19 protein-coding genes are annotated in these 19,432 nt (G+C 66.8%); 7 read left to right on the forward strand and 12 right to left on the reverse strand.

The annotated features are described in order from the left end of the window. Positions 1-9: 9 nt before the first annotated feature. A complete protein-coding gene (locus GobsT_RS17585; RefSeq protein ID WP_232068371.1) occupies positions 10-354 on the reverse strand; it encodes a helix-turn-helix domain-containing protein in 345 nt (114 codons plus the stop codon). 517 nt (positions 355-871) lie between these two features. Between GobsT_RS17585 and malQ the strand changes: the two genes are divergently transcribed. Continuing rightward, positions 872-2,392: a 4-alpha-glucanotransferase gene (gene malQ / locus GobsT_RS17590; protein WP_010044114.1), complete on the forward strand. Its 1,521-nt coding sequence runs from the start codon at positions 872-874 to the stop codon at positions 2,390-2,392. A 110-nt stretch (positions 2,393-2,502) separates the two neighbouring features. After that, a complete protein-coding gene (locus GobsT_RS17595; protein WP_010044122.1) occupies positions 2,503-3,393 on the forward strand; it encodes a DUF4349 domain-containing protein in 891 nt (296 codons plus the stop codon). Positions 3,394-3,395: 2 nt separating this feature from the next. Here GobsT_RS17595 and iscX read toward each other — a convergent pair whose 3' ends face one another. The 10 genes from iscX to GobsT_RS17645 form a co-directional block, all read right to left on the reverse strand. Beyond that, complete coding sequence (iscX, locus tag GobsT_RS17600) at positions 3,396-3,605, reverse strand: Fe-S cluster assembly protein IscX (RefSeq protein WP_010044125.1); 210 nt, start codon at positions 3,603-3,605, stop codon at positions 3,396-3,398. A gap of 36 nt (positions 3,606-3,641) precedes the next feature. Further along, on the reverse strand, positions 3,642-5,492 hold the full coding sequence (gene dnaK / locus GobsT_RS17605; RefSeq protein ID WP_010044127.1) for a molecular chaperone DnaK: 1,851 nt from the start codon (positions 5,490-5,492) through the stop codon (positions 3,642-3,644). A 136-nt stretch (positions 5,493-5,628) separates the two neighbouring features. Continuing rightward, positions 5,629-6,345, reverse strand: a complete 717-nt coding sequence (locus GobsT_RS17610) for a DUF4282 domain-containing protein (protein WP_010044129.1) — start codon at positions 6,343-6,345, stop codon at positions 5,629-5,631. A 301-nt stretch (positions 6,346-6,646) separates the two neighbouring features. Beyond that, positions 6,647-7,435, reverse strand: coding sequence for a PIG-L family deacetylase (locus GobsT_RS17615; RefSeq protein ID WP_010044131.1), 789 nt, complete (start codon positions 7,433-7,435; stop codon positions 6,647-6,649). 205 nt (positions 7,436-7,640) lie between these two features. Continuing rightward, positions 7,641-8,537, reverse strand: coding sequence for a 4-hydroxy-tetrahydrodipicolinate synthase (gene dapA, locus GobsT_RS17620; RefSeq protein ID WP_010044134.1), 897 nt, complete (start codon positions 8,535-8,537; stop codon positions 7,641-7,643). An 89-nt stretch (positions 8,538-8,626) separates the two neighbouring features. After that, positions 8,627-9,298, reverse strand: coding sequence for a class I SAM-dependent methyltransferase (locus tag GobsT_RS17625; RefSeq protein ID WP_010044136.1), 672 nt, complete (start codon positions 9,296-9,298; stop codon positions 8,627-8,629). Positions 9,299-9,396: 98 nt separating this feature from the next. Further along, positions 9,397-10,107: a hypothetical protein gene (locus GobsT_RS17630; RefSeq protein WP_010050167.1), complete on the reverse strand. Its 711-nt coding sequence runs from the start codon at positions 10,105-10,107 to the stop codon at positions 9,397-9,399. 121 nt (positions 10,108-10,228) lie between these two features. Beyond that, a complete protein-coding gene (locus GobsT_RS17635; RefSeq protein WP_010050169.1) occupies positions 10,229-10,768 on the reverse strand; it encodes a DUF2752 domain-containing protein in 540 nt (179 codons plus the stop codon). A 79-nt stretch (positions 10,769-10,847) separates the two neighbouring features. Continuing rightward, complete coding sequence (locus GobsT_RS17640) at positions 10,848-11,291, reverse strand: ISAs1 family transposase (protein ID WP_109570720.1); 444 nt, start codon at positions 11,289-11,291, stop codon at positions 10,848-10,850. Further along, a complete protein-coding gene (locus tag GobsT_RS17645) occupies positions 11,272-11,994 on the reverse strand; it encodes an ISAs1 family transposase (RefSeq protein ID WP_010035860.1) in 723 nt (240 codons plus the stop codon). Before GobsT_RS17645 ends, GobsT_RS17640 begins: the two co-directional genes overlap by 20 nt. Positions 11,995-12,187: 193 nt before the next feature. Between GobsT_RS17645 and tilS the strand changes: the two genes are divergently transcribed. The 5 genes from tilS to GobsT_RS17670 all read left to right on the forward strand — a co-directional run bounded on the left by tilS (position 12,188) and on the right by GobsT_RS17670 (position 18,539). Beyond that, the gene (gene tilS, locus GobsT_RS17650; protein ID WP_261341492.1) at positions 12,188-13,114 is read left to right on the forward strand and encodes a tRNA lysidine(34) synthetase TilS; all 927 of its coding nucleotides are present in this window, start codon (positions 12,188-12,190) and stop codon (positions 13,112-13,114) included. 29 nt (positions 13,115-13,143) lie between these two features. After that, entirely contained in the window at positions 13,144-14,730 is a 1,587-nt protein-coding gene (gene purH, locus GobsT_RS17655; RefSeq protein ID WP_010050174.1) for a bifunctional phosphoribosylaminoimidazolecarboxamide formyltransferase/IMP cyclohydrolase, read from the forward strand. 136 nt (positions 14,731-14,866) lie between these two features. After that, entirely contained in the window at positions 14,867-15,937 is a 1,071-nt protein-coding gene (locus GobsT_RS17660) for a M42 family metallopeptidase (protein ID WP_010051365.1), read from the forward strand. Positions 15,938-16,069: 132 nt separating this feature from the next. Further along, on the forward strand, positions 16,070-17,248 hold the full coding sequence (locus tag GobsT_RS17665) for a serine/threonine-protein kinase (RefSeq protein WP_010051368.1): 1,179 nt from the start codon (positions 16,070-16,072) through the stop codon (positions 17,246-17,248). Between the two features lie 244 nt (positions 17,249-17,492). Then, entirely contained in the window at positions 17,493-18,539 is a 1,047-nt protein-coding gene (locus tag GobsT_RS17670; protein ID WP_010051369.1) for a DUF3500 domain-containing protein, read from the forward strand. 141 nt (positions 18,540-18,680) lie between these two features. Here the strand turns inward: GobsT_RS17670 and GobsT_RS17675 are convergent, their stop codons facing one another. Continuing rightward, the gene (locus tag GobsT_RS17675) at positions 18,681-19,238 is read right to left on the reverse strand and encodes a hypothetical protein (protein ID WP_148087780.1); all 558 of its coding nucleotides are present in this window, start codon (positions 19,236-19,238) and stop codon (positions 18,681-18,683) included. Positions 19,239-19,432 lie beyond the last annotated feature (194 nt).

Below are 19,432 nucleotides of genomic sequence, written 5' to 3' on the forward strand. Positions count from 1 at the left end.
CTCCACTCCTCATCCAGTTGGAGCTCGTTGGTCCGGGGGGGAAAGGGCCACCAACTCGTCGTGGAGTTGCTGGGCCTGCTCGCCGGCCTGACGGATGTACCGGGTGACCGTGTCCCGATGTACCCCGACCAATCGGGCCGTCTTGCGGGTGCCGGATCCCTCCGCCACATGGGCCAGCACCGCGGTCACCGTCTGGGCCGACAACCGGGTGCCGTACAAGGGCGTGCCCTTGCGCTCCGAGAACCGGGCCTTGCACGTGGAGCACCGCAGCACCCGGGTGCGGTTCGGTCCGTACCGGGCCGGCACCGTCAGGTTACCGTGCCCCCCGCTTCCCGTGGTCCGGGCAATCCGCATTCCGGCAACAGAACCGACTCAGATCGTCCATGACCGATCCCAACACGCGCGAGGGAAAAGCACGACCGAACGGTGTAAACTCCTTACCACCTATTAGCAGCTGCATACAAGACGAACAGGACACCACCGCTCTGTTGGCCGGCACCGTGATCGTTTCCGTGAACACTCCGCCGCCGCACTCGACCCCTCACGTCGTAGGTGCCGTGGGCCGTCACTGGGCTGGTCAGACAAACTCCAGTCGTTTCAAGCTGGCAATAGCCGTGACGGGATCAATCGCCGGCTCGGAACACGCCCCGGTGACACCTGTCAGCAGACGGGTGACGCATAAACAACGAAATTGAAACGATTGGACGCAGGTTCGCTGTCAGTCGGGTTGTAGTCCGCGGCGGCCCCATGGTGGCGCTTCTCCGCCAGCGCTGCGACGCGAGTGGGGCACCATCCCTTTATCTGCGGCGGCTCTTCTCTCTGGCGCGTTCTCCCGTACCCCAAAGGGGACGCTTCGCGCCGAGGGTCCTGCATGGCCACGCCGTCCCTGCCTCGCTCGTCCGGCATCCTGTTGCACCCCACGAGCCTGCCGGGGCCGTTCGGCATCGGCGATCTCGGCCCGGTCGCGTACCGCTGGGTCGAGACGCTGGCCGCGATGCGCCAGTCGTGGTGGCAGATCCTGCCGCTCGGTCCGACCGGGGCCGGCGATTCGCCGTACCAGTCGCTCTCGGCGTTCGCGGGCAGCATCAACCTGCTCAGCCCCGAACTGCTCCACCAGGAGGGCCTCGTCGGTCCGGACCTGTGGGCGAACGAGCACTTCGCCGATCACGAGATCCAGTTCGACCGGGTGACGCCGTTCAAAACCAAGCTGCTCCGCGCGGCGTGGGACGCGTTCCGCGGCGGGAAGGCCGCGCATCTGAAGGGCGATTTCGAGAACTACTGCGTCAGCGAGGCCGGGTGGCTCGACGGGTTCGCCCTGTTCGTCGCGATCCGCGAGGCGCTGGGGGGCACCGGGCTGCTCGCGTGGCCGCCGGACCTGCTGCGGCGCAACCCGGTCGCGCTGGCGGAACTCGAGAAGCAGCTCGCCAGCGAGGTGCTGCTCCACAAGTTCGGGCAGTTCCTGTTCGACAAGCAGTGGGGCGCGCTGAAGAAGTTCGCCAACGACAAGAAGATCAAGATCATCGGCGACGCGCCGATCTTCGTGGCGCTGGACTCGGCGGACGTGTGGGCGCATCCGGACGAGTTCCTGCTCGACCCCGACCGCAAGCCCACGGTCGTTGCCGGGGTGCCGCCCGACTACTTCTCCGCCGACGGGCAGCACTGGGGCAACCCGATCTACGACTGGACCCGGATGGAGGCGACCGGCTACTCGTGGTGGTGCAACCGCGTGCTGCGCCAGTTGAAGCAGGTCGACCTGATCCGGCTCGACCACTTCCGCGGGTTCCGGCAGGCGTGGCACATACCCGCCGCCGAGCCGACGGCGCGCGTCGGGCAGTGGGTGGACGGCCCGGGGCTGAAGCTGTTCGACCGGCTGCGCACCGCCCTCGGCGGGCTGCCCCTGATCGCGGAAGACCTGGGCGTCATTACGCCGGACGTGGAAGAGCTGCGCGACCAGCTCGCGCTGCCCGGGATGCGGGTGATCCAGTTCGCGCTGGAAGGGCCGCACAACCTGCACTGGCCTCACAACTACGTCCAGAACTGCGTGTGCTACACCGGCACGCACGACAACGACACTGTGCGGGGGTGGTTCGAGGCGCTGAGCGACCGCGACCGGCACTACCTCTCGCTCACCCTCGGGCGGCCGATCGGGGACGTGGCGTGGGACCTGATCCAGTCGGCGTGGGCGTCGGTCGCGACGGTGGCGGTGGCGCCGCTGCAAGACGTGCTGAGCCTCGGCAACGACGCGCGAATGAACAAGCCCGGCGTCGCCTCGGGGAACTGGCGGTGGCGGTTCCGGCTCGACCAGTTCCGCGGCGAGGTGATCCAACGGCTCGCCGACCTGACCACGCTCTACAACCGGGTGCCAGCCGAGCCGAAGCCCGGGACGCCGTGATCACGCCCCGTGGCCGCGACCGGGGAGGGAATAATACGCACGCACCGGGATCAGAGACAGGCGGGCTTCCGATCGAAGCTCAGTGCGGCAATCCGATCGCAGGTGAACACATGCTGGTACGGCGCACTCTTGCCTGGGTTGTGGTCGCGTTCGGGGCCGGCCTCGCTGGTGGCTGCGGTGTTCCGGCCAGCAAATCTCCGGCGCCAGAGGGCGCGTCCAAACAGTTACCCGAGAAACAGGCCGGTGCCGCGAAGAACGGCGCCGATGCGAACGCGGCCGCACGCGTGCCGATGATCGTCTACACGCACACACTGGATGTCGTGGTGAGCGATCTGGACGTGGCGACGGCCGAGGTGGACCGGTTGGTCGCGGAGCACAAGGGCTACGTTGTCCAGTCGGAGGTCCGCGGAGACCGCGGCCGGTGGCGCGCCGCCACGTACACGCTCCGCATCCCGGTGGCCAGCGACCGGGCGGTGCGGAACGCCGTGCTCGCCCTCGGCACCCCGGAGCGCAATGCGTCCGAGGCGCAGGACGTGACCGAGGAATTCATGGACGTGGAGAAACGGGTCAAAAACCTGAAGGAGCAGGAGGACAAGTTGAACGCGCTGCTCCTGGAGAAGCGGAAAGAGGAGAAGCTCGAAGACATCAAATCACTGATGCGAGAGATCGCTCAGATCCGCGGCGAGGTGGAGCGGGCGCAGGGCCGCCGCGAGTACCTGCTGAACCGCACCACGTTCGCAACGACGAACCTGTCGCTGCGTGAGGTCAAGGACTACACTCCCCCGACGTTCGGCACCCAGATCGGCGCGACGTTCCGGACCTCGTGGGACGCGGTCCTCAGCGCCGGTCAAAGCGTCGTGCTGTTTGCGGTAGCCCTGGTGCCGTGGGCGCCGGTTTGGGGGCCGGTGCTGGTGTTCGCGCTGTGGCAGGTCCGGCGCTGGCGGGCGGGGCGGGTGCCGAGCCCGCTCCTGCGTGCCGAACCCACCACCCCGGCGGGCTGAAGTCAGGAGCCGTACTCGTCCTTCCACTCCTCGTACCACGCCATCTGGATGGCTTCGAGGAGCTTCTCGTTCGATTCGTGCGCCTTGCCGGCGAAGCCCTCAAGGTTGAGGACGTGCTTGTGCAGGTCGGTGAACCGGACCGTCAGCGGGTTGATGGTGTCGAACTGGTCGAACAGCGCTTCGCCGATCTCGCGCGCGTCGTGCCACGTCATGGGTCGATCCTGCCGATATTTCGTTGAACGGGAGGGTTACAGCGTGTCCGGGTCGAGGGCGTCCGGGTTCTCGCCGCCGAGGCCCCGCCGGAGCACGTCGTTCATCACCAAGAGCGCGAGCGGGTTGGTGGCTGTTCCGAACGCGTCGATCGCGCGCTGCAGAACCGCCAAGTCCGACCCGTTCATCGCGCTTTGAAGCGCAGTGCCCGCGGCGGCGATCGCCGCACGCTGCTCCGCCGACAGTCGGGCGCCGGCCTGCGCGAGCCCCTTTTCCGTGTGCTTCAGGTCGTTAGCGCCTTTGTTCCGCAGCTCGATCAGCCGCCGGGCGGTGAAATCGTCCTGGGCGTTCACGATGCTCTCGTTCACGAGCCGGTCCACGTCGTCGGTCGACAGCCCGTGTGCCGCCTGCACCGTCACGTGTGCTTGCGCGCCGCTCCGCAGTTCCCGAGCGGTGACGGCGAGGATGCCGTCCTGGTTCACGCGGAACGTCACCTCGACCTGCGCGAACTGCGCCGGCATCGGCGGGATGCCGGACAGCTTGAACGTGCCCAGGAACCGGCAGTCCTTCGTCAGCTCACGCTCGCCCTGGTAAATGTTAATCAGGATGGCGGTCTGGTTGTCGGCGCCGGTGGTGTACCGGGTGGTCGCGGTCGCGGGCACGGTGCTGTTGCGGTGGATCAGCTTATCGACCACGCCGCCGAGCGTTTCGATGCCGAGCGACAGCGGCACCACGTCGAGCAACAGCAGGTCGCGGCGCCCGCTCGTGAGGATGTCGGCTTGCACGGCCGCGCCGAGGGCGACGACTTCGTCGGGGTTCAGCCCGGTGTGCGGGGTCTTCGCGAAGAACTCGCCGACCCGTTTTCGCACGTAAGGGATGCGCGTCGAACCGCCGACCAGCACCACTTCGTCCACCTGGGCCGGTTTCAGTTGGGCGTCGCGGAGGGCGGCCTTGCAGCGGTCCAGGGAGCGATCGACGAGCGGGCGGATCAGTTCCTCGAACTCGGCGCGCGTGACCGTTCGCGCGTACGCCAGGGCAGGGCGGGGGCCGTTCGCAGGTACGTTCAGCTTCAGGTCCGCTGATTCTGCCGTGCTGAGGGCGATTTTCGTGCGCTCGGCGGCGTCGCGCAGGTGCTGGAGCAGCTCCGCGTCCCTGGTCGCAAGATCCGTCCCCGACTCGCGGGCCGCGAGCTGCATCAGAAGTCGGTCGAAGTCGTCGCCGCCCAGGTAGGTGTCGCCGTTGGTGGCCAGCACCTTGAACACGCCGTCGGCGAGCGACAGCACGGAGCAGTCGAAGGTGCCGCCGCCCAGGTCGTACACCGCGATCACCCCCGAGCCGCGGCGGTCGAGGCCGTAGGCCAGCGCCGCGGCGGTCGGCTCGTTGACGATGCGGAGCACGTCCAGCCCGGCGATCCGGCCGGCGTCGCGGGTCGCCTGGCGCTGGGAGTCGTCGAAGTACGCCGGCACGGTGATGACCGCTTTGGTCGGGTTGCCGGCCCGCCTGCGCACCTCTTTGAGGATCAACGCCGACAGCTCTTCGGGCGTGTGCTCCCGCCCGCCGATGTCCACCCGGAGCACCTTCCGGCCGTCGGCTGTGTCGCGCTCGACCACCTGGTGCGGGATCAGCTCCAGCTCGTTCTTGAGGTCGGCGAGGGTGCGGCCCATGAGCCGCTTGATGCTGAAGATGGTGTGCTGCGGGTCGGCGAGGGCGCGCTCCTTCGCCGCACTCCCGACGAGGACCGTGCCGTCCTCGTGGAACGAGATGCAACTGGGCACCAGCGCGGCGCCCGCGCGGTCGCGCACGACGACGGGGCGGCCGTTCTCGACGTACGCCGCGAGGCTGTAAGTAGTGCCCAGATCGATGCCGACAACGGACGGGGTGCTGCTCATGGTGTCGCGGCGCTGGCCGGTTGGATCTCGAAGTACCGTGGGCGCGGAAGAAAACGCTGACAGCCAGGAAGAACTCAGCCGAGACCTGGCTATCAGCGCACGTCGTGTCGAAGGCTACGAATGTGACAGTTCAGAGTTATGGCGTCGGCGGGCCGGGCGGCGCGGCGGGCGTTGTTGCTTGGCCCTTCTCCAGCAGGTTCTTGATCTCCCCGAGTCGGTCGTAGAGCGAGAACCCCAGCAGCACCAGTTCGCAGTACACGCGGACCATGAGCAGGCTGAGTGGCAAGAAGATGACCGCCGAGCAGATCGCCCCGAAGACCATTTCGAGCTTGCCGGCGATCAGCCCGAACGCCACCGAAGCCAGCCCGACCAGAACCAGCACCCCGATCGACAGAAAGAAGATCAGCTTCACGAACAGCGGCGCAATGAACTCACGGAAGAGCAGAAAGTCTGTCAGTGCGTTCTTCTGGGTGCCCTTGGGTTTTGCTTTGCGCGCGGGAAGGCGCTCGGCGTCGTCGTCCGACACATCGTCATCGACCGGGGGCTTTTTGCTTTTCGCTTTCCGCGGGGCGTCATCAAACTCGTCGTCCTCCGGGCGCGATTTCCCGGACCGTCCCGCTTTCTTCGCACTTTTCGCCGGCGGGCGTTCCTCATCGCCCGCGTTGAAGTCGAACGCGTTGTCCGCTCCCGCCGGAGCGGGTTCGGCCGCCGGCGGTGCGGCCGAACTTTGGTAGTCCAGGCCGTCTTCCCTCACAACGACCGGGGTGCCGCAGTTCTTGCACGTGAACCTGCGGCCGACGGCCGCGGCGGTCACGTTGTACGCCGTGTTACACTTCGGGCAGGTGTTTTTCATTGCGGGCTCGTCGGGGGCGGGAAGGGCGGCACGACCGAGCGAGTTCGCCTCGCCGGGACGAACTCCTTTCGTTTCCGGCATTTTAGGCGGCCCCAGCGGCAATACAAGCGCGGCCCGAGCCCATCAGTGCCAGTGCGAGTTCGTGGGGTGCGTGCCACCCGCCTGCTGACGCAGGCGGGTGTAACCGGGGCACGTTTTGAGCAGGCGATTGATCTGGTCACGCCTGTCGCCAACTTGAAGCTGTTGGATAACCCGTTGAAGCTTTTGAAGTGCGGCGCCCCAGACCGGGTTCTCGCGCGACTCAACCCATCGGCGGGTGATCACGGCCGGGAATTTGCGGAGGTGCGAGTACGCCTTTACTGCCGCTGACAACGGACACGAGGTCCGGCGCGCCGACCGGTGTCGGGAGCGCGAACAGCTCTCCGTACATGTAGCCGCAGCGACCGCCGTGGTAGCCGTTGGTCGAGCGGATCAGGTGCTCAACTTTCGCGAACCGAGCGGCGTCGAACTGCGACTCGTACGCCCGCACGGACGCGATTTTCTGATCGATGGTGTCGGAAATGTCCACCACGAATTGACTGTGCCAGTGACGCTGCTCGGCGTCGAACGGGAACGGGGCGTACACGAGGTGCGGCACCCGGTACGGCGCTGTACCCGCGAACCGCTCGTCCCACTTTGTCAACTGTGAGTAAAAGCGAGCCGCCTCGCCGATGAGCCCGCCCTGGAGGTGATCCGGCGACGCCGCGGGTGTGCGTCCGGCCGCCACGATGATGATCCCGGGGCGGTAGCGGCGGAACTGCGTGGCGAGCGCGAACCGCGCCTCGGGGCCGTCCATGAGTACCCGGTTCGGCAACTCCACGTTCACGCGCACCGGCACGTTCAGGATGCGCCGCGCTTCTTCGGCTTCCTTCTTCCGCGTTTCGAGCGTGCCCCGCGGGGTCGGCTCGCCGCTGGTGAGGTCGAAAATGCCGACCCGGTAGCCCTGCTTAACGAGCTTCGCGAGTGTGCCGCCGCACAGGATTTCGAGGTCGTCTGGGTGCGGGGCCACCGCCAGCACATCGAGCGATTCGGGTAACGGATCTTCAGGCATGGCGCGGCTCCCAATCAGGGTCGAATGGTCGGGTGGGTTGTGTAGGGATACTCGCGCAGGAGGTGTGACTTTCAGGCACCCCGGAAAGACGTGCTGCTACCGGGGCTGAGGGCGTTTCGGCCGCGCGGGGGCGCCGCTCGAAGGTGACGAGCGGCGGCCAGATTACGAACGTGGTCTGACACCCCGTCGGGTGCGCCGAGGGCAATTACTTCAACAGCCCGTAATTGACGAGCGTCTGGCGAACCTTTGCTTCACCCGCGGCGTCGATCGGGCACATCGGCAACCGCATCTCGCCGTTCCCGCGGCCGAGCAACTTCATGGCCGCCTTCAGCGGGATCGGGTTCGTGGACACGCTCAGCATGTCCCGGCACAGCGGGAACAGTTTGCGGTGCCACTGGAGCGCTTCTTCAAACCTCCCCGCGGCGAACGCCCGCACCAGCGCCATCATGTCGCGCGGGACGATGTTCCCGACCACGCTCACCACGCCCTTACCGCCGATGCTCATCAGCGGGAGCGTCAGGCTGTCGTCGCCGCTGAGGATGGTGAGGTCGGTGAGGGCCGCGACGCTGCTCGCCTGGTCGAGCGAGCCGGTCGCCTCTTTCACGGCCACGATCGTCGGGCACTTCTCGGCCATCCGCGCGATCGTTTCGGGGAGGATGTTGCTCCCGGTGCGGCCGGGGATGTTGTAGATGACGATTGGGAGGTCGGTGGCCTCTGCGACCGCGGCGAAGTGGCGGAAGTAGCCCTCTTGCGACGGCTTGTTGTAGTACGGGCCGACCTGGAGCGTGCCGTTGGCGCCGGCCCGCTTCGCGGCCTTCGTCATCCGGATCGCTTCGGCGGTCGAGTTCGACCCGGTCCCGGCCATCACCTTCGTCCGACCGCCGGCGCGCTCGCACACGAACGACACGACGCGCTCGTTCTCCTCGTGCGTCAGGGTCGGGGACTCGCCGGTGGTGCCGCACGGGGCGAGCGCGTCGGTGCCCTGCTCGCAGTGCCAGTCCACGAGTTTGCCCAGCTCGTCCCAATCGACCTCGCCGTTCTTGAACGGGGTGACGATCGCGACGGTGACGCCCGCGAACAGTTCGCCGCGCGTGGCAGCCATTGACAGAACCTCAACAGGGAACAGAGCGAATCGGTGAGCGATTAAGCTACGGACGGTGCGAGACCCGAGCAAGTTCGGGCGCGGCGGCTTCAGCGCTTCAGAGCGAGCGTGAGCCCGTCCGCGAACGGGAGGAAGCTGAGCGTGACGCGCCGGTCGCCGTGGAGCTTGGCGTTCAGGGCGCGTATGGCCTGCGTGTCCGGGTCGGTGACGGTCGGGTCGGCGGGCTTACCGTCCCAGAGGGTGTTGTCGATGGCGATGAGCCCGCCGGGACGCACCAGCTCCAGGCAGCGCTCGAAGTACAGGTCGTAGGCGCCCTTGTCGGCGTCGATGAAGGCGTAGTCGAACGTGCCCGCGTGGCCGGTCGCCAGCAAGCTCGCCAGCGAGTCCGCCGCCGGCGCGATCCGGAACTCGACCTTCGCACTCAGCCCCATCCGCCCGATGTGCTTTTGCGCGACGCCGGCGTACACGGCACTCAGCTCGCAGCAGATCAGCTTTCCGTCGGCCGGCAGTGCGCTCGCGACCCACGCGGCGGAGTACCCCGTAAACGTCCCGACTTCCAGGCACTTTTTGGCGCCCATCAGTTGGACCAGCATGGCCAGGAACGGCCCCTGTTCGGGCGCGATTTGCCACTCGGCTTCCGCGAGCTTCGTGGTTTCCTCACGGAGCGCCTCAAACGCGGCCGGCTCGCGCAACCCGACCGACAGCACGTACTCGTAGAGCTTTGCGGTCATCGGGGTGGGGTGAACGAAGCTCGGCAGCACGGCGAACCCTCCGGGGCGAGTCGTGCGGACATTGTACGAAACGCGGCGGCCCGACCCGTTGTCTCAAACGGGTCGGGCCGCCGCGTTTCACGGGTCGGTCAGCGGGCGTCCGCGATGCTGTTGCTCGGCTTGTGGTCGGTGTGCATCTTGGCGATTTCGGCCGCGAGGTTCTCGATGAACAGCGCCTTGAACGCACTCTCGGAGGGATAGGCCTCGACCGACCGGGCGGTTTTCGGGTACGAGAACGACAGCGGGTACTTGTCCTTCATTTCACCGCCATCGGCCCCGATCTCGTAGATGCTCACGAACACCTCGGCGCGGCCGTCATAGATACTGTTCTTGGTGTTGGGATCGTACAGCCGCAACTGGTCGAGGTAGATCTCGAGCACGAAGTCGGCCCCGAGCTTCTGCCCGATTTCGCCGGTGCTCATCTGTTTCCAGTTGGGGTTCTTGCTCTTGAACCTCCCGACTTCGGTCTGGCTGACGACCTTCACCTTCTTCTTGTCTTTGTTTTCCTTTGCCATTTCGGGCAGCGCTTTCGCGAGCCGGTCGGCGAGATCCTGGGTAGCGGTCGCAAACTGCGGGTTGTTGCTCCCCGGCGCGATCTGCGGCAGCAGCACCACGACGATCTCGTCCTTGTCCTTCTTCGGCCCCTCTTTGAACGAGAGCGGGTACCGGGCCGGCACCTTGTCCTCGCGCGCGAAGATGAATGCGGCGATGTTGAGCGGGTTGCACCCGATCGACCCGACTGCCAAGACCGACGTCCACACCGCCAGGCGGGCCCACCGGCCGACACGATTACGGTTCATCCGTGAACCCCCCATTAATGAGTGCGTGGGAGCGGGTGAGTGAGAGTGCAGCGAACAAGAACGGAGCGTTGCCTCTGTCCTGCGTTCTTGCTCGCACTCACGCGCAGCCGCGTTGTTCCCGTCAGTCCCAAATCAGCAGCGCGCCCCACCGCGCCAGCATCAAAATGACGATCACCCCGGTGATGGCGGTGAAGATCGTCTCCCCGGCGCCCGGGCGCTGGGGGATCAGTACCAACCGGCCCCGTATGCCGCTGGCCAGCGTCCACACCAGCGTCGCCGCCCAGACGACGCAGATGATGGTGCCGACCCAGTTCGCCCGGAGCGAGTTCAACACGTCCCCGCGAACCAGGAGGGCGAAGCTGGTTGTCATCCCGCACGACGGGCACGGCTTTCCCGCCAGCTCCGCGAAGTTGCACGGCGGCAAGCCGAGCTGCGTGTGGGTGGACATCGTCTGCGCGGCCCCGTTCGGGCCGTACGGGTTGATCGACGCCGCGGCCGCAAAGACGGCCGCGAGTGCCACCCCGAAGGCGACCAGCACCGCCCGCACCAGTCGGGTCATCGGCCGGCGCCCCCGACGAACCGGCCGCACCACCGGCGGGGCCGGTTCAATCGGGCCGTTCGCACTCTCCGGGCCGGTCGTAGTTGGTTGTTCGGGTTGCACGCATAGCCTCCGGCGGGGGACGACGCAAGCGGACTTTAATCGATTTCGCTCACGTGCCAGGGCCTTTCCTTGATTCACTCTACGTAACTCCGATAAGTCCCTTGGCCATTGCCGGGTCCATCTGGAGCCGCTCGATCGCCTCCGGGCAACTCACCGCCTTGACCTCACGCCACAGGTGCACCACGGCGTTCCGCAGCGCCGCCAGCACCTGTGGTGCGTGCCCCATGCGCACACGACACGCGTCCTCGCCCAGTGTCACGTCACGCACGTAATGCAGTTCGTTCTCGATGCGCCAGTGCGTCCGCACATGGTTCAGGAGTGTGGCCGCATCCGCCTTCTCGGCCGACAGGCTCGTGATGCCGAAATGCACTTCGACCGTCGTTTGGCCTCGGACCGTCCGCTCACGCGTCAACTGGAAGCCCTGCTTCACCCCCGCCCACGTCGGCGAGCACGTCAGAATCGAGGTCGTTTGCAGCGTCCGCTTCTCGATGCGGCCGTGACCCTTATCGACGGTCGTGGCGATGCGGCTCGGGGCGGGCGGAGGCCGATCCCCAGGGGGAAGTGGCCGCCGCGATCGATCGGGCGGCGGTCTCGAAGGCGAACCCGGCTCGGATGTCGATCCCCAATCCGGGTTGGTTGTCCTTCACCGTGAGCACGTAGTCGCCGCCGGCCCCGACCACCTCCTCGGCCAGGTCTCGCTGGCAGAACATGGCGTCGCCGACCACGACCTTCCCTCGCAGCGGCAGAATGCCGAGGAGCGTCAAGGCGGCCTTGTGCTCGTTGGTGCTCGCATCGACCTTGACCTGGGCGAGTACGGCACCGACGGTGGGGGCGTATGCGGCCAGCAGGTGCTGACCGGGGATCGCGCCGTTGCGAGAGCCTCGAAGGGTCTTGCCGTCGATGGAGATGTGTGTGAAGGCGGCCGGGTCGACGCGGCTGGCGATCCAGTACGAGAGGACGTGCTCCAGTTGGTCGGCGTCGAAGCGTCGCAGGGTGCGGGAGAGCGTGGAAACGGCCGGGGTCTTGCCGCGTCGGAAGCCGAGGGCATGGGCGAGGGCGGGTCCGTGCTGTCGCCCGAAGCGAGCGATGCCATTGAGGCTGGTGCGCCCCATGAGCATGGCGAGGGCGACGAGTCCGAGGAAGGGGGCGAGTGGGTGGATAAGGCCGTGCTTGCTGCGGGGATCGGGAACCGCCGCCAGGGCATCGACCAGGGTGCAAGGAGACATGGGTACCTTCCTGGCTGCGAGAAGGCGCCCCACATAGCCACGTTCCCTCGTGTAAGCAAGGTGAAATAAGGAAAGGCCCTGGCTCACGTGCCACGATGATGGTTCTTAATTCTACCGGCGCGGGGGGATCGGTGTGACGCGGGTGTTGCGAGAAGCACGGCGGTTCGCGGCGGGCCGGGCAGGGGCGGGCATTGTGGGGGTCTCCGGCGGGGCGGATAGCGTGGCGCTGCTCCGCGCCCTTCGCTCGGCTGATGTCACGCTCGTGGTCGCGCACGTGAACCACCGGCTCCGGGGCGCGGAGTCCGACGGCGACGAGGCGTTCGTGCGCGAGCTGTGTGCCGGCCTCGGGCTCGAATGCCGGGTGCTGAGTGCGGACGTAGCCGCCTTGGCCGCCGGCGACAACCTCGAATCGACCGCCCGCCGGGTTCGATACGAGTTCTTCGCTCGGGTCGCGGGTGCGGTCGGCGCCGGGTGGGTCGCCACGGCGCACACCGCCGACGACCAGGCGGAAACCGTCCTGCACCGGCTCATCCGCGGCACCGGGATTCAGGGGCTCAGAGGGATCGCAGCGGAACGGCCGAACGACGCATTCCCCGGGGTGAAGGACGGAGGCCGGCCCCTCGTCCGGCCCCTCCTCGCGGTCACGCGCGCCGACGTGGTCACCTATCTCAATGAACTCGGGCAACCGTTCCGCACAGACAGCTCGAACGCGGACCCGAAGTTCACACGCAACCGGGTTCGGCACGAACTGCTCCCGCTACTGAGAACCTTCAATCCGGAAATCGTGGGCGCACTCGCTCACCTCGCCGAACACGCCAACGAGGCACACGACATCGTGATTGCGGCGGCGGCAGACTTGCTCAGCCGCGCGGAGCGTCCGCCGGCCGCGGGCACCCTGATCCTCGACGCCGCGACGCTGCGGTCCGCGTCGCCCGGTCTGGCGCGCGCGGCCCTGCGTTTGGTGTGGGAGCGCGAGGGCTGGCCGGTCTCGGACATGACGTTCGCGGCGTGGGAGCGGGCGGTGAGTGTTGCGGGTGGTAGCGCCTCGGCGTGTGACTTCCCAGGCGGTGTGAGGATGCGCGGTGCGGGCAAGGTGGTTCAGCTCACGCGGCGCGCATAGAACAACGCTTTACGAAAGGAATGATGCCGATGCTGCGTCCGATCCGCCGCGCCCTCCTCAGTGTGTCCGACAAAACCGGACTCGTGGACTTTGCCCGCGAACTCTCCACCAAGTACGGAGTTGAACTGATCGCCACGGGCGGCACGCGCAAGGCTCTGGCGGACGCGGGCCTGCCGGTGAAGGACATCAGCGAGCTGACGAAGTTCCCCGAGATCCTCGACGGCCGGGTGAAGACGCTGCACCCGGCGATCTACGCCGGGCTGCTCGCCAAGCGCGACAAGTCCGAGCACATGCAGACGCTCGCGGAACACGCGCTGCCCGAGATCGACCTCGTCGTGTGCAACCTGTACCCGTTTGAGAAGACCGTTGCGAAGGAGGGCGTGACCGAAGCGGAGGCGATCGAGAACATCGACATCGGCGGCCCGTGCATGGTCCGCGCCGCGGCCAAGAACTTCGCGAGCGTGGCCATCGCAACCGTGCCCGCTCAGTTCGCGGACATTTTGACCGAACTCGCAACGCAGAACGGGCAGACGACGCGCGACCTGCGGTTCAAACTCGCCTCTGCCGCGTTCAGCCTGATCGCGGCCTACGACCACGCCATCGCGACGTACTTCCTTCATCAGCAGTCCAAGAGCCCGAACGACAAAACGCCCCTGCCTGTTCACCTGCATCCCGGCTTCAAGAACATCCAGCCGCTGCGCTACGGCGAGAACCCGCACCAGCAGGCGGCGTTCTACAGCGACGTGCCCGAACCGGCGCGCCCCTGCGTCGCCACCGCCGAGCAACTGCACGGCAAAGAACTCAGCTACAACAACATCCTCGACCTCGACTCGGCGCTGAACCTCGCCCGCGAGTTCGCAGCTCCTGCCTGTGTGGTGGTGAAGCACAACAACCCGTGCGGAGCTGCGACATCCGGCAAACTCGCCGACGCCTTCCTGAAGGCCTGGGACGGCGACCCGCTCTCCGCGTTCGGCGGCATCATCGCGTTCAACCAGACCGTCGATGTCGACACCGCGGCCGCAATCATGGATCCGAAGGCAAAGCGGTTCGTGGAGTGCGTGATCGCGCCGGATTACGAGCCCCACGCACTCGAAGCCCTCAAGAAGTGGAAGGAGAACGTCCGCTTCCTGAAGACCGGGCCGCTGTCCGGCGGGCCGCAGGGGCTCGACTACCGGCGCGTCGACGGCGGGTTGCTCGTCCAGACCCGCGACACCGGCGCTGACAAACCCGACGCCTGGAAATGCGTCACCGATCGCAAGCCCACCGAAGACGAGTGGCACGCGCTCCACTTCGCATGGTTCGTGTGCAAGCACGTCAAGTCGAACGCGATCGTCCTCGCGAAGGGCGCGCAGGTCGTCGGCGTCGGGGCCGGGCAGATGTCGCGTGTGGTGTCGGTGGAGATCGCGGTCAAGAAGGCCGGAGAACATGCGAAGGGGAGCGTACTGGCGTCCGACGCGTTCTTCCCGTTCCCGGACAACGTCCACGCGGCGGCTGCGGCCGGTGTTACCGCGGTCATCCAGCCCGGCGGTTCGGTGAAGGACGCCGACAGCATCGCCGCGTGCAACCAGCACGGCATCACGATGCTCTTTACCGGCGTCCGGCACTTCCGGCACTAATGAAGGCAGCAGATCTTCACCGCAGAGGGCGCGAGAGGGCGCAGAGAAAGACCAGAGAGTGAGGTTCAAGCTCTCTGTCTTTCTCTGCGCCCTCTCGCGCCCTCTGCGGTGAACCCTTTATCTGAGAGGCACTGAGATGGAACACACGTCGCACGAGTTCTTGAAGGCGCTGTTGGAAACGCCCAGCCCGTCGGGGTTCGAGCAGCCGATCCAGCAGGTCGTTCGCGAGCGGATGAAGCCGTTCGCCGACGAGGTCCGCACGGACTCGCACGGGAACGTGTTCGCGACCCGGTTCCCGGAGGGGCGCCCGGCGGACGCCCCGCGCGTCATGCTCGCCGGGCACTGCGACCAGATCGGCCTGATGGTGCAGTACATCGACTCCGACGGGTTCCTGTACATTCAGCCCATCGGCGGCTGGGACATGCAGATCCTGCTCGGGCAGTACCTCACCGTCTGGACCAAGACCGGGCCGGTGACCGGGGTGGTGGCGCGCCGCGCCATCCACCTGCTGAAGCCGGAAGAGCGGAACAAGGTGCCGGACTTCGCCGACGTGTGGGTCGACATCGGGGCCAGGAACAAGGAAGAAGCGGAATCGCTCGTTCAGTGCGGCGACCCGCTCACGTTCGCGCTCGGGTACCGGCCGCTCCGCAACGGCCTGGCCGCTAGCCCCGCAATGGACGACAAGGTCGGGCTGTGGGTGTGCATGGAAGCGGTGCGGCTGCTCCACGGGCGCCTGCTCAAGGCGGCGGTGTACGGCGTTTCGACGGTCGCCGAGGAGATCGGCCTGCGCGGCGCGACGACCGCCACCTATGCCGTGAACCCGACCGTCGGCATCGCGGTGGACGTGACCCACGCGACCGACGTGCCGAGCGGCGACAAGAAGACGCAGGGCGACATCAAGTGCGGCGGCGGCCCGGTGCTGTACCGCGGGCCGAACATCAGCCCGCGCGTCTTCGACCTGCTGGAGGCAACCGCGAAGGCCCACAACATTCCCGTCCAGGTGCGCGGCACGCCGCGCGCCACCGGCACCGACGCCAACGCCATCCAGATCGCCCGGGAGGGCGTCGCCACCGGCCTGATCGGCATCCCGAACCGCTACATGCACAGCCCGGTCGAGGTCGTTCACCTCGACGACCTGTCGAACTCCGCCAAGCTGCTCGCGGAGTTCTGCGCGGCGGTCGGGCCTGACACGAACTGGATCCCGTGAGCCCGGCTGTCTGAAATTCTGGCGCGTGGGCGTTTCCCGGCGCCCTTTTGCGCCCGGTTTGTCTGCGCGCCGCACGGGCGCGCTCTAGTCTTCGGCCGACCAAGCTCGCCCGACCCGGCTGGAGCCCTGCCCGTGGCAACGCACACCAAGCTGCCCCGCCTGAACACCCCGTTCCTCACGGCGGTCCGCAAAAGTGGACTGCTCACCCCCGACGACCTGATCGCGGTGCTCCAGGCGACCAACATCGACTTCGCCACCGCGGAGCCGATGCAGGTCGCCTCGCTCCTGGTCCGGAAGAAGCTGCTGACCAAGTTCCAGGCGATGCAACTGCTCCAGGGGCGGACCCAGGGGTTCGTTCTGGACCAGTACCGCATCCTCGACGGCATCCGGCAGGACCGCGTCGGGATGGTGTTCAAAGCCGAGGACACCCACACGAAGCGGCTCGTTTCGCTGAAGGTGCTGCCCACCGACCGGGCCAACGACCCGACCGTCCTCGAAGCGTTCATGCACGAGGTCCGGGCCGCGGCGAAGGTGAACCACCCGAACGTGGCCCGGGTGCTGGACGTCGGGTACTGGCAGGGCACGCACTTCGTCGTGTCCGAACACGTGCCGGGCGTCACGCTGGACCGGCTGGTGGCGGAGAAGGGACCGCTGGCCGCGCACGTCGCGGCGCAGCTCGTCGCCCAGGTGGCCATCGGCCTGATGCACGCGCACGCCTGCGGGCTGATCCACCGCGACCTGAAGCCCGGCAACATCGCCGTGCTCCCGGACCGGGGCGTGAAGCTCATCGACCTGGGGCTGACGCACATGCTGGAAAGCCCGTGGGCGCGGGTCACCAAGCGCATCAGCACGAAGGAGTACGCCGAGGAGATCGCGCACATCGCGCCCGAGCAGGCGTGGGGCTGCGAGATGGACGGCCGCAGCGACGTGTACAGCCTCGGTTCGACCTTCTACTTCATGCTGACGGGCGAGGTCCCGTTCCCGGGGCTGGCGCCCGAGATGATGTCCGAGCGGCAGATCCGCGGGATCCCATCGCCGGCGAAATTGCGCCACGGGATCGCCCCCGAGATCGACCTCATCGTGAGGCGGATGGGCGCCAAAGACCCGCACCAGCGGTACTCGTCGGCCCGCGAGGTGGTGAAGGCGCTGCAAGCGTGGCTGCCGGTGAGTCAGCTCCAGCAACTGGGGCTGTCGCAGGAGCACGCGACCCTGGACGCCATGACCGCGACGGCCGCGCCCGTTTCTCAGCCGGCCGCTCCGGCCAAGGCCGGCGGCTTGCGCGGCCTGCTCCGCCGGCTGATCGGCAGTTAGTGGGGGCGGAGGCGCCCTTTCCCGTTCGCCCGGTGCCCCGGCGTCCTGGTCCGCGCACCGTAAATTGCCTTAACGAACTTATAGGCGATCCACATATGTGTAGTGTGGGGCAATAGTCCATAAGGTCAGATGTTTTACCTTCGGTATCGCTTCGTTCTTGCGTGACAACCGCTCCGGGATCGGGTCTAATGGGACCGGCGTCGTACCCCCACCGCCCACCTTTCCCTTTGCCGGAGCGTGTCTCATGTTGCCCGCCGACAAGAACCCGTCCTGCCCGGATTGCACGTCCGCTCCCGCCGCTGCGACCCCGGCCATCGCACGCCGTGACTTCATCCGCATCCTGGGCACGGCCGCCGTCGCCGTCACCGGGCTGACCCCGTTTCAAAAGGCCCGCGCGGCCCGCGCCGAAAAGCAGTCGCAGGCTGAGGGGCTCGTGTTCGAGCTGTACAAGAGCCTCAACTCGGAGCAGCGGAAGAAGCTGGTGCGCCCCTGGGATCACGGCGTGAGCAACGGCAAAGGCACCCCGGCGCGGCTGCTGACCCACAACGCGGCCGACGGCAAGTCGAAGATCGGTGAGGAGTACAACAAGAAGCAAATCGAGCTGCTGGACCGGATCTTCCGCGCGATCGCAAACGGCGACGAGGGGTACAGGCAGTTGAGCCGTGACGGGCGGTTCGACGCCAGCAACGACTTCGAGAACATCGGCGCTCTGATTTACGGCGAGGCGGTCGAGGGGCAGAAGTTCTCGTTGGTGTTCTGCGGGCACCACCTCACCGTGCGGTGCGACGGGAACTCGGAGCAGTCGGTGGCGTTCGGCGGCCCGCTGTATTACGGCCACACCCCAAACGGGTACGCGAAGACCAACGTGTTCAGCAAGCAGACGAAGGCCGCAACCGACCTGTTCGGGGCGCTCGACGCCGACCAGAAGAAGACCGCCGTGCTGCCCGGCCGTTGGGTGGACGAGCACACCGGGGTGAAGGTGCCGAAGAAGGGCGCGAAGGTGCCCGGGCTGGGCTACTCGGACATGACGAAGGAGCAGAAGGAGCTGACCCAGAAGGTGATGGCCGAGGTAGTTTCCCCATACCGTCAAGAGGATGGGGCGGAGGTGATGGAGATCATCAAGGCGAACGGAGGCATGGAGAAGCTGTCGATGGCGTTCTACGAGGAAGACAAGCGGAACGAGAAGGAACCGTGGAGCTACTGGCGGCTAGAAGGGCCGGGGTTCGTGTGGAGCTTCCGCTCGCTCCCGCACGTTCACACGTTTGTAAACGTTACTAGCCTAATTAGCTGATCGATGCGGGCGCGGTGATCGAACACGAATCACCGGCTCCGCCCGACTACTTCCCGATTACACCGGCATCACCGGCGAGCCACCGTGGGTGCGCCCGTGATGCCTCGTCGATCACGTTCGTGACTTACCCGGTGTGCGAGGTCAATCTCCCACGCGCACGCTGCGCCCGGCTTGTACCCGGACGTTGTCTTCCACCCGTTGAGCCCGGCCCCCGTTCGCCGGAACCACCCACACCGCGTAGACCCCGGGCGGAACACACAGCTCCACCCGGTAAGCGGTCGCTACTTGGACCGCGACGTGATTCTTCTCGCCCGGACCGGGGTCGCGCGGGTCCGTCAGAACAATTTTCTCTGCCCGCGGGAGGTTGTCTCCGAACACTTCAACCGTTCCGAACAACTCTCCCAATTTGAGTTCGTGTGTGGCGCCCTCTTTTACCGACAGAGCGTCGAGCGCTTTTACCGCGGTGCCGCCCTTGCACCGAACCCACACCTCGAACGGCCCGGCGGACGGCAGTTGCGTGGGCTTCTCGAACGCCGTCACATCTGCGACTTTCTCGCGCTTGCTGTTCCTGGTTTGATAGAGCGTCACCGACTCCACCGCCGGGAATCCCCGCTGCGGAACCACCTTGAACAGCCGTTCGGGTTCCGATCCGAGCGCGCCGCACGTCTGAACCAGCACCAGCAACAATGCCCCACGCATGATCCGGGCCTCGTTAGAGAGTAGGCTTCTCTCAGTAACGACGAGAGCGGGTGCAAAAAAGACGTGCCGGTGTGCCCGCGGCATCATCTTCTTCATTTCGGGGTTGTGGTGTCGAATGCGGCTACCACAAAGCCGATCCGGCGGCGGCCGCGCCGCTTCGACGCCGACGAGTGATCCGAACCGGGTTCCTCGTG

The organism is Gemmata obscuriglobus (assembly GCF_008065095.1).
GTDB lineage: Bacteria > Planctomycetota > Planctomycetia > Gemmatales > Gemmataceae > Gemmata > Gemmata obscuriglobus.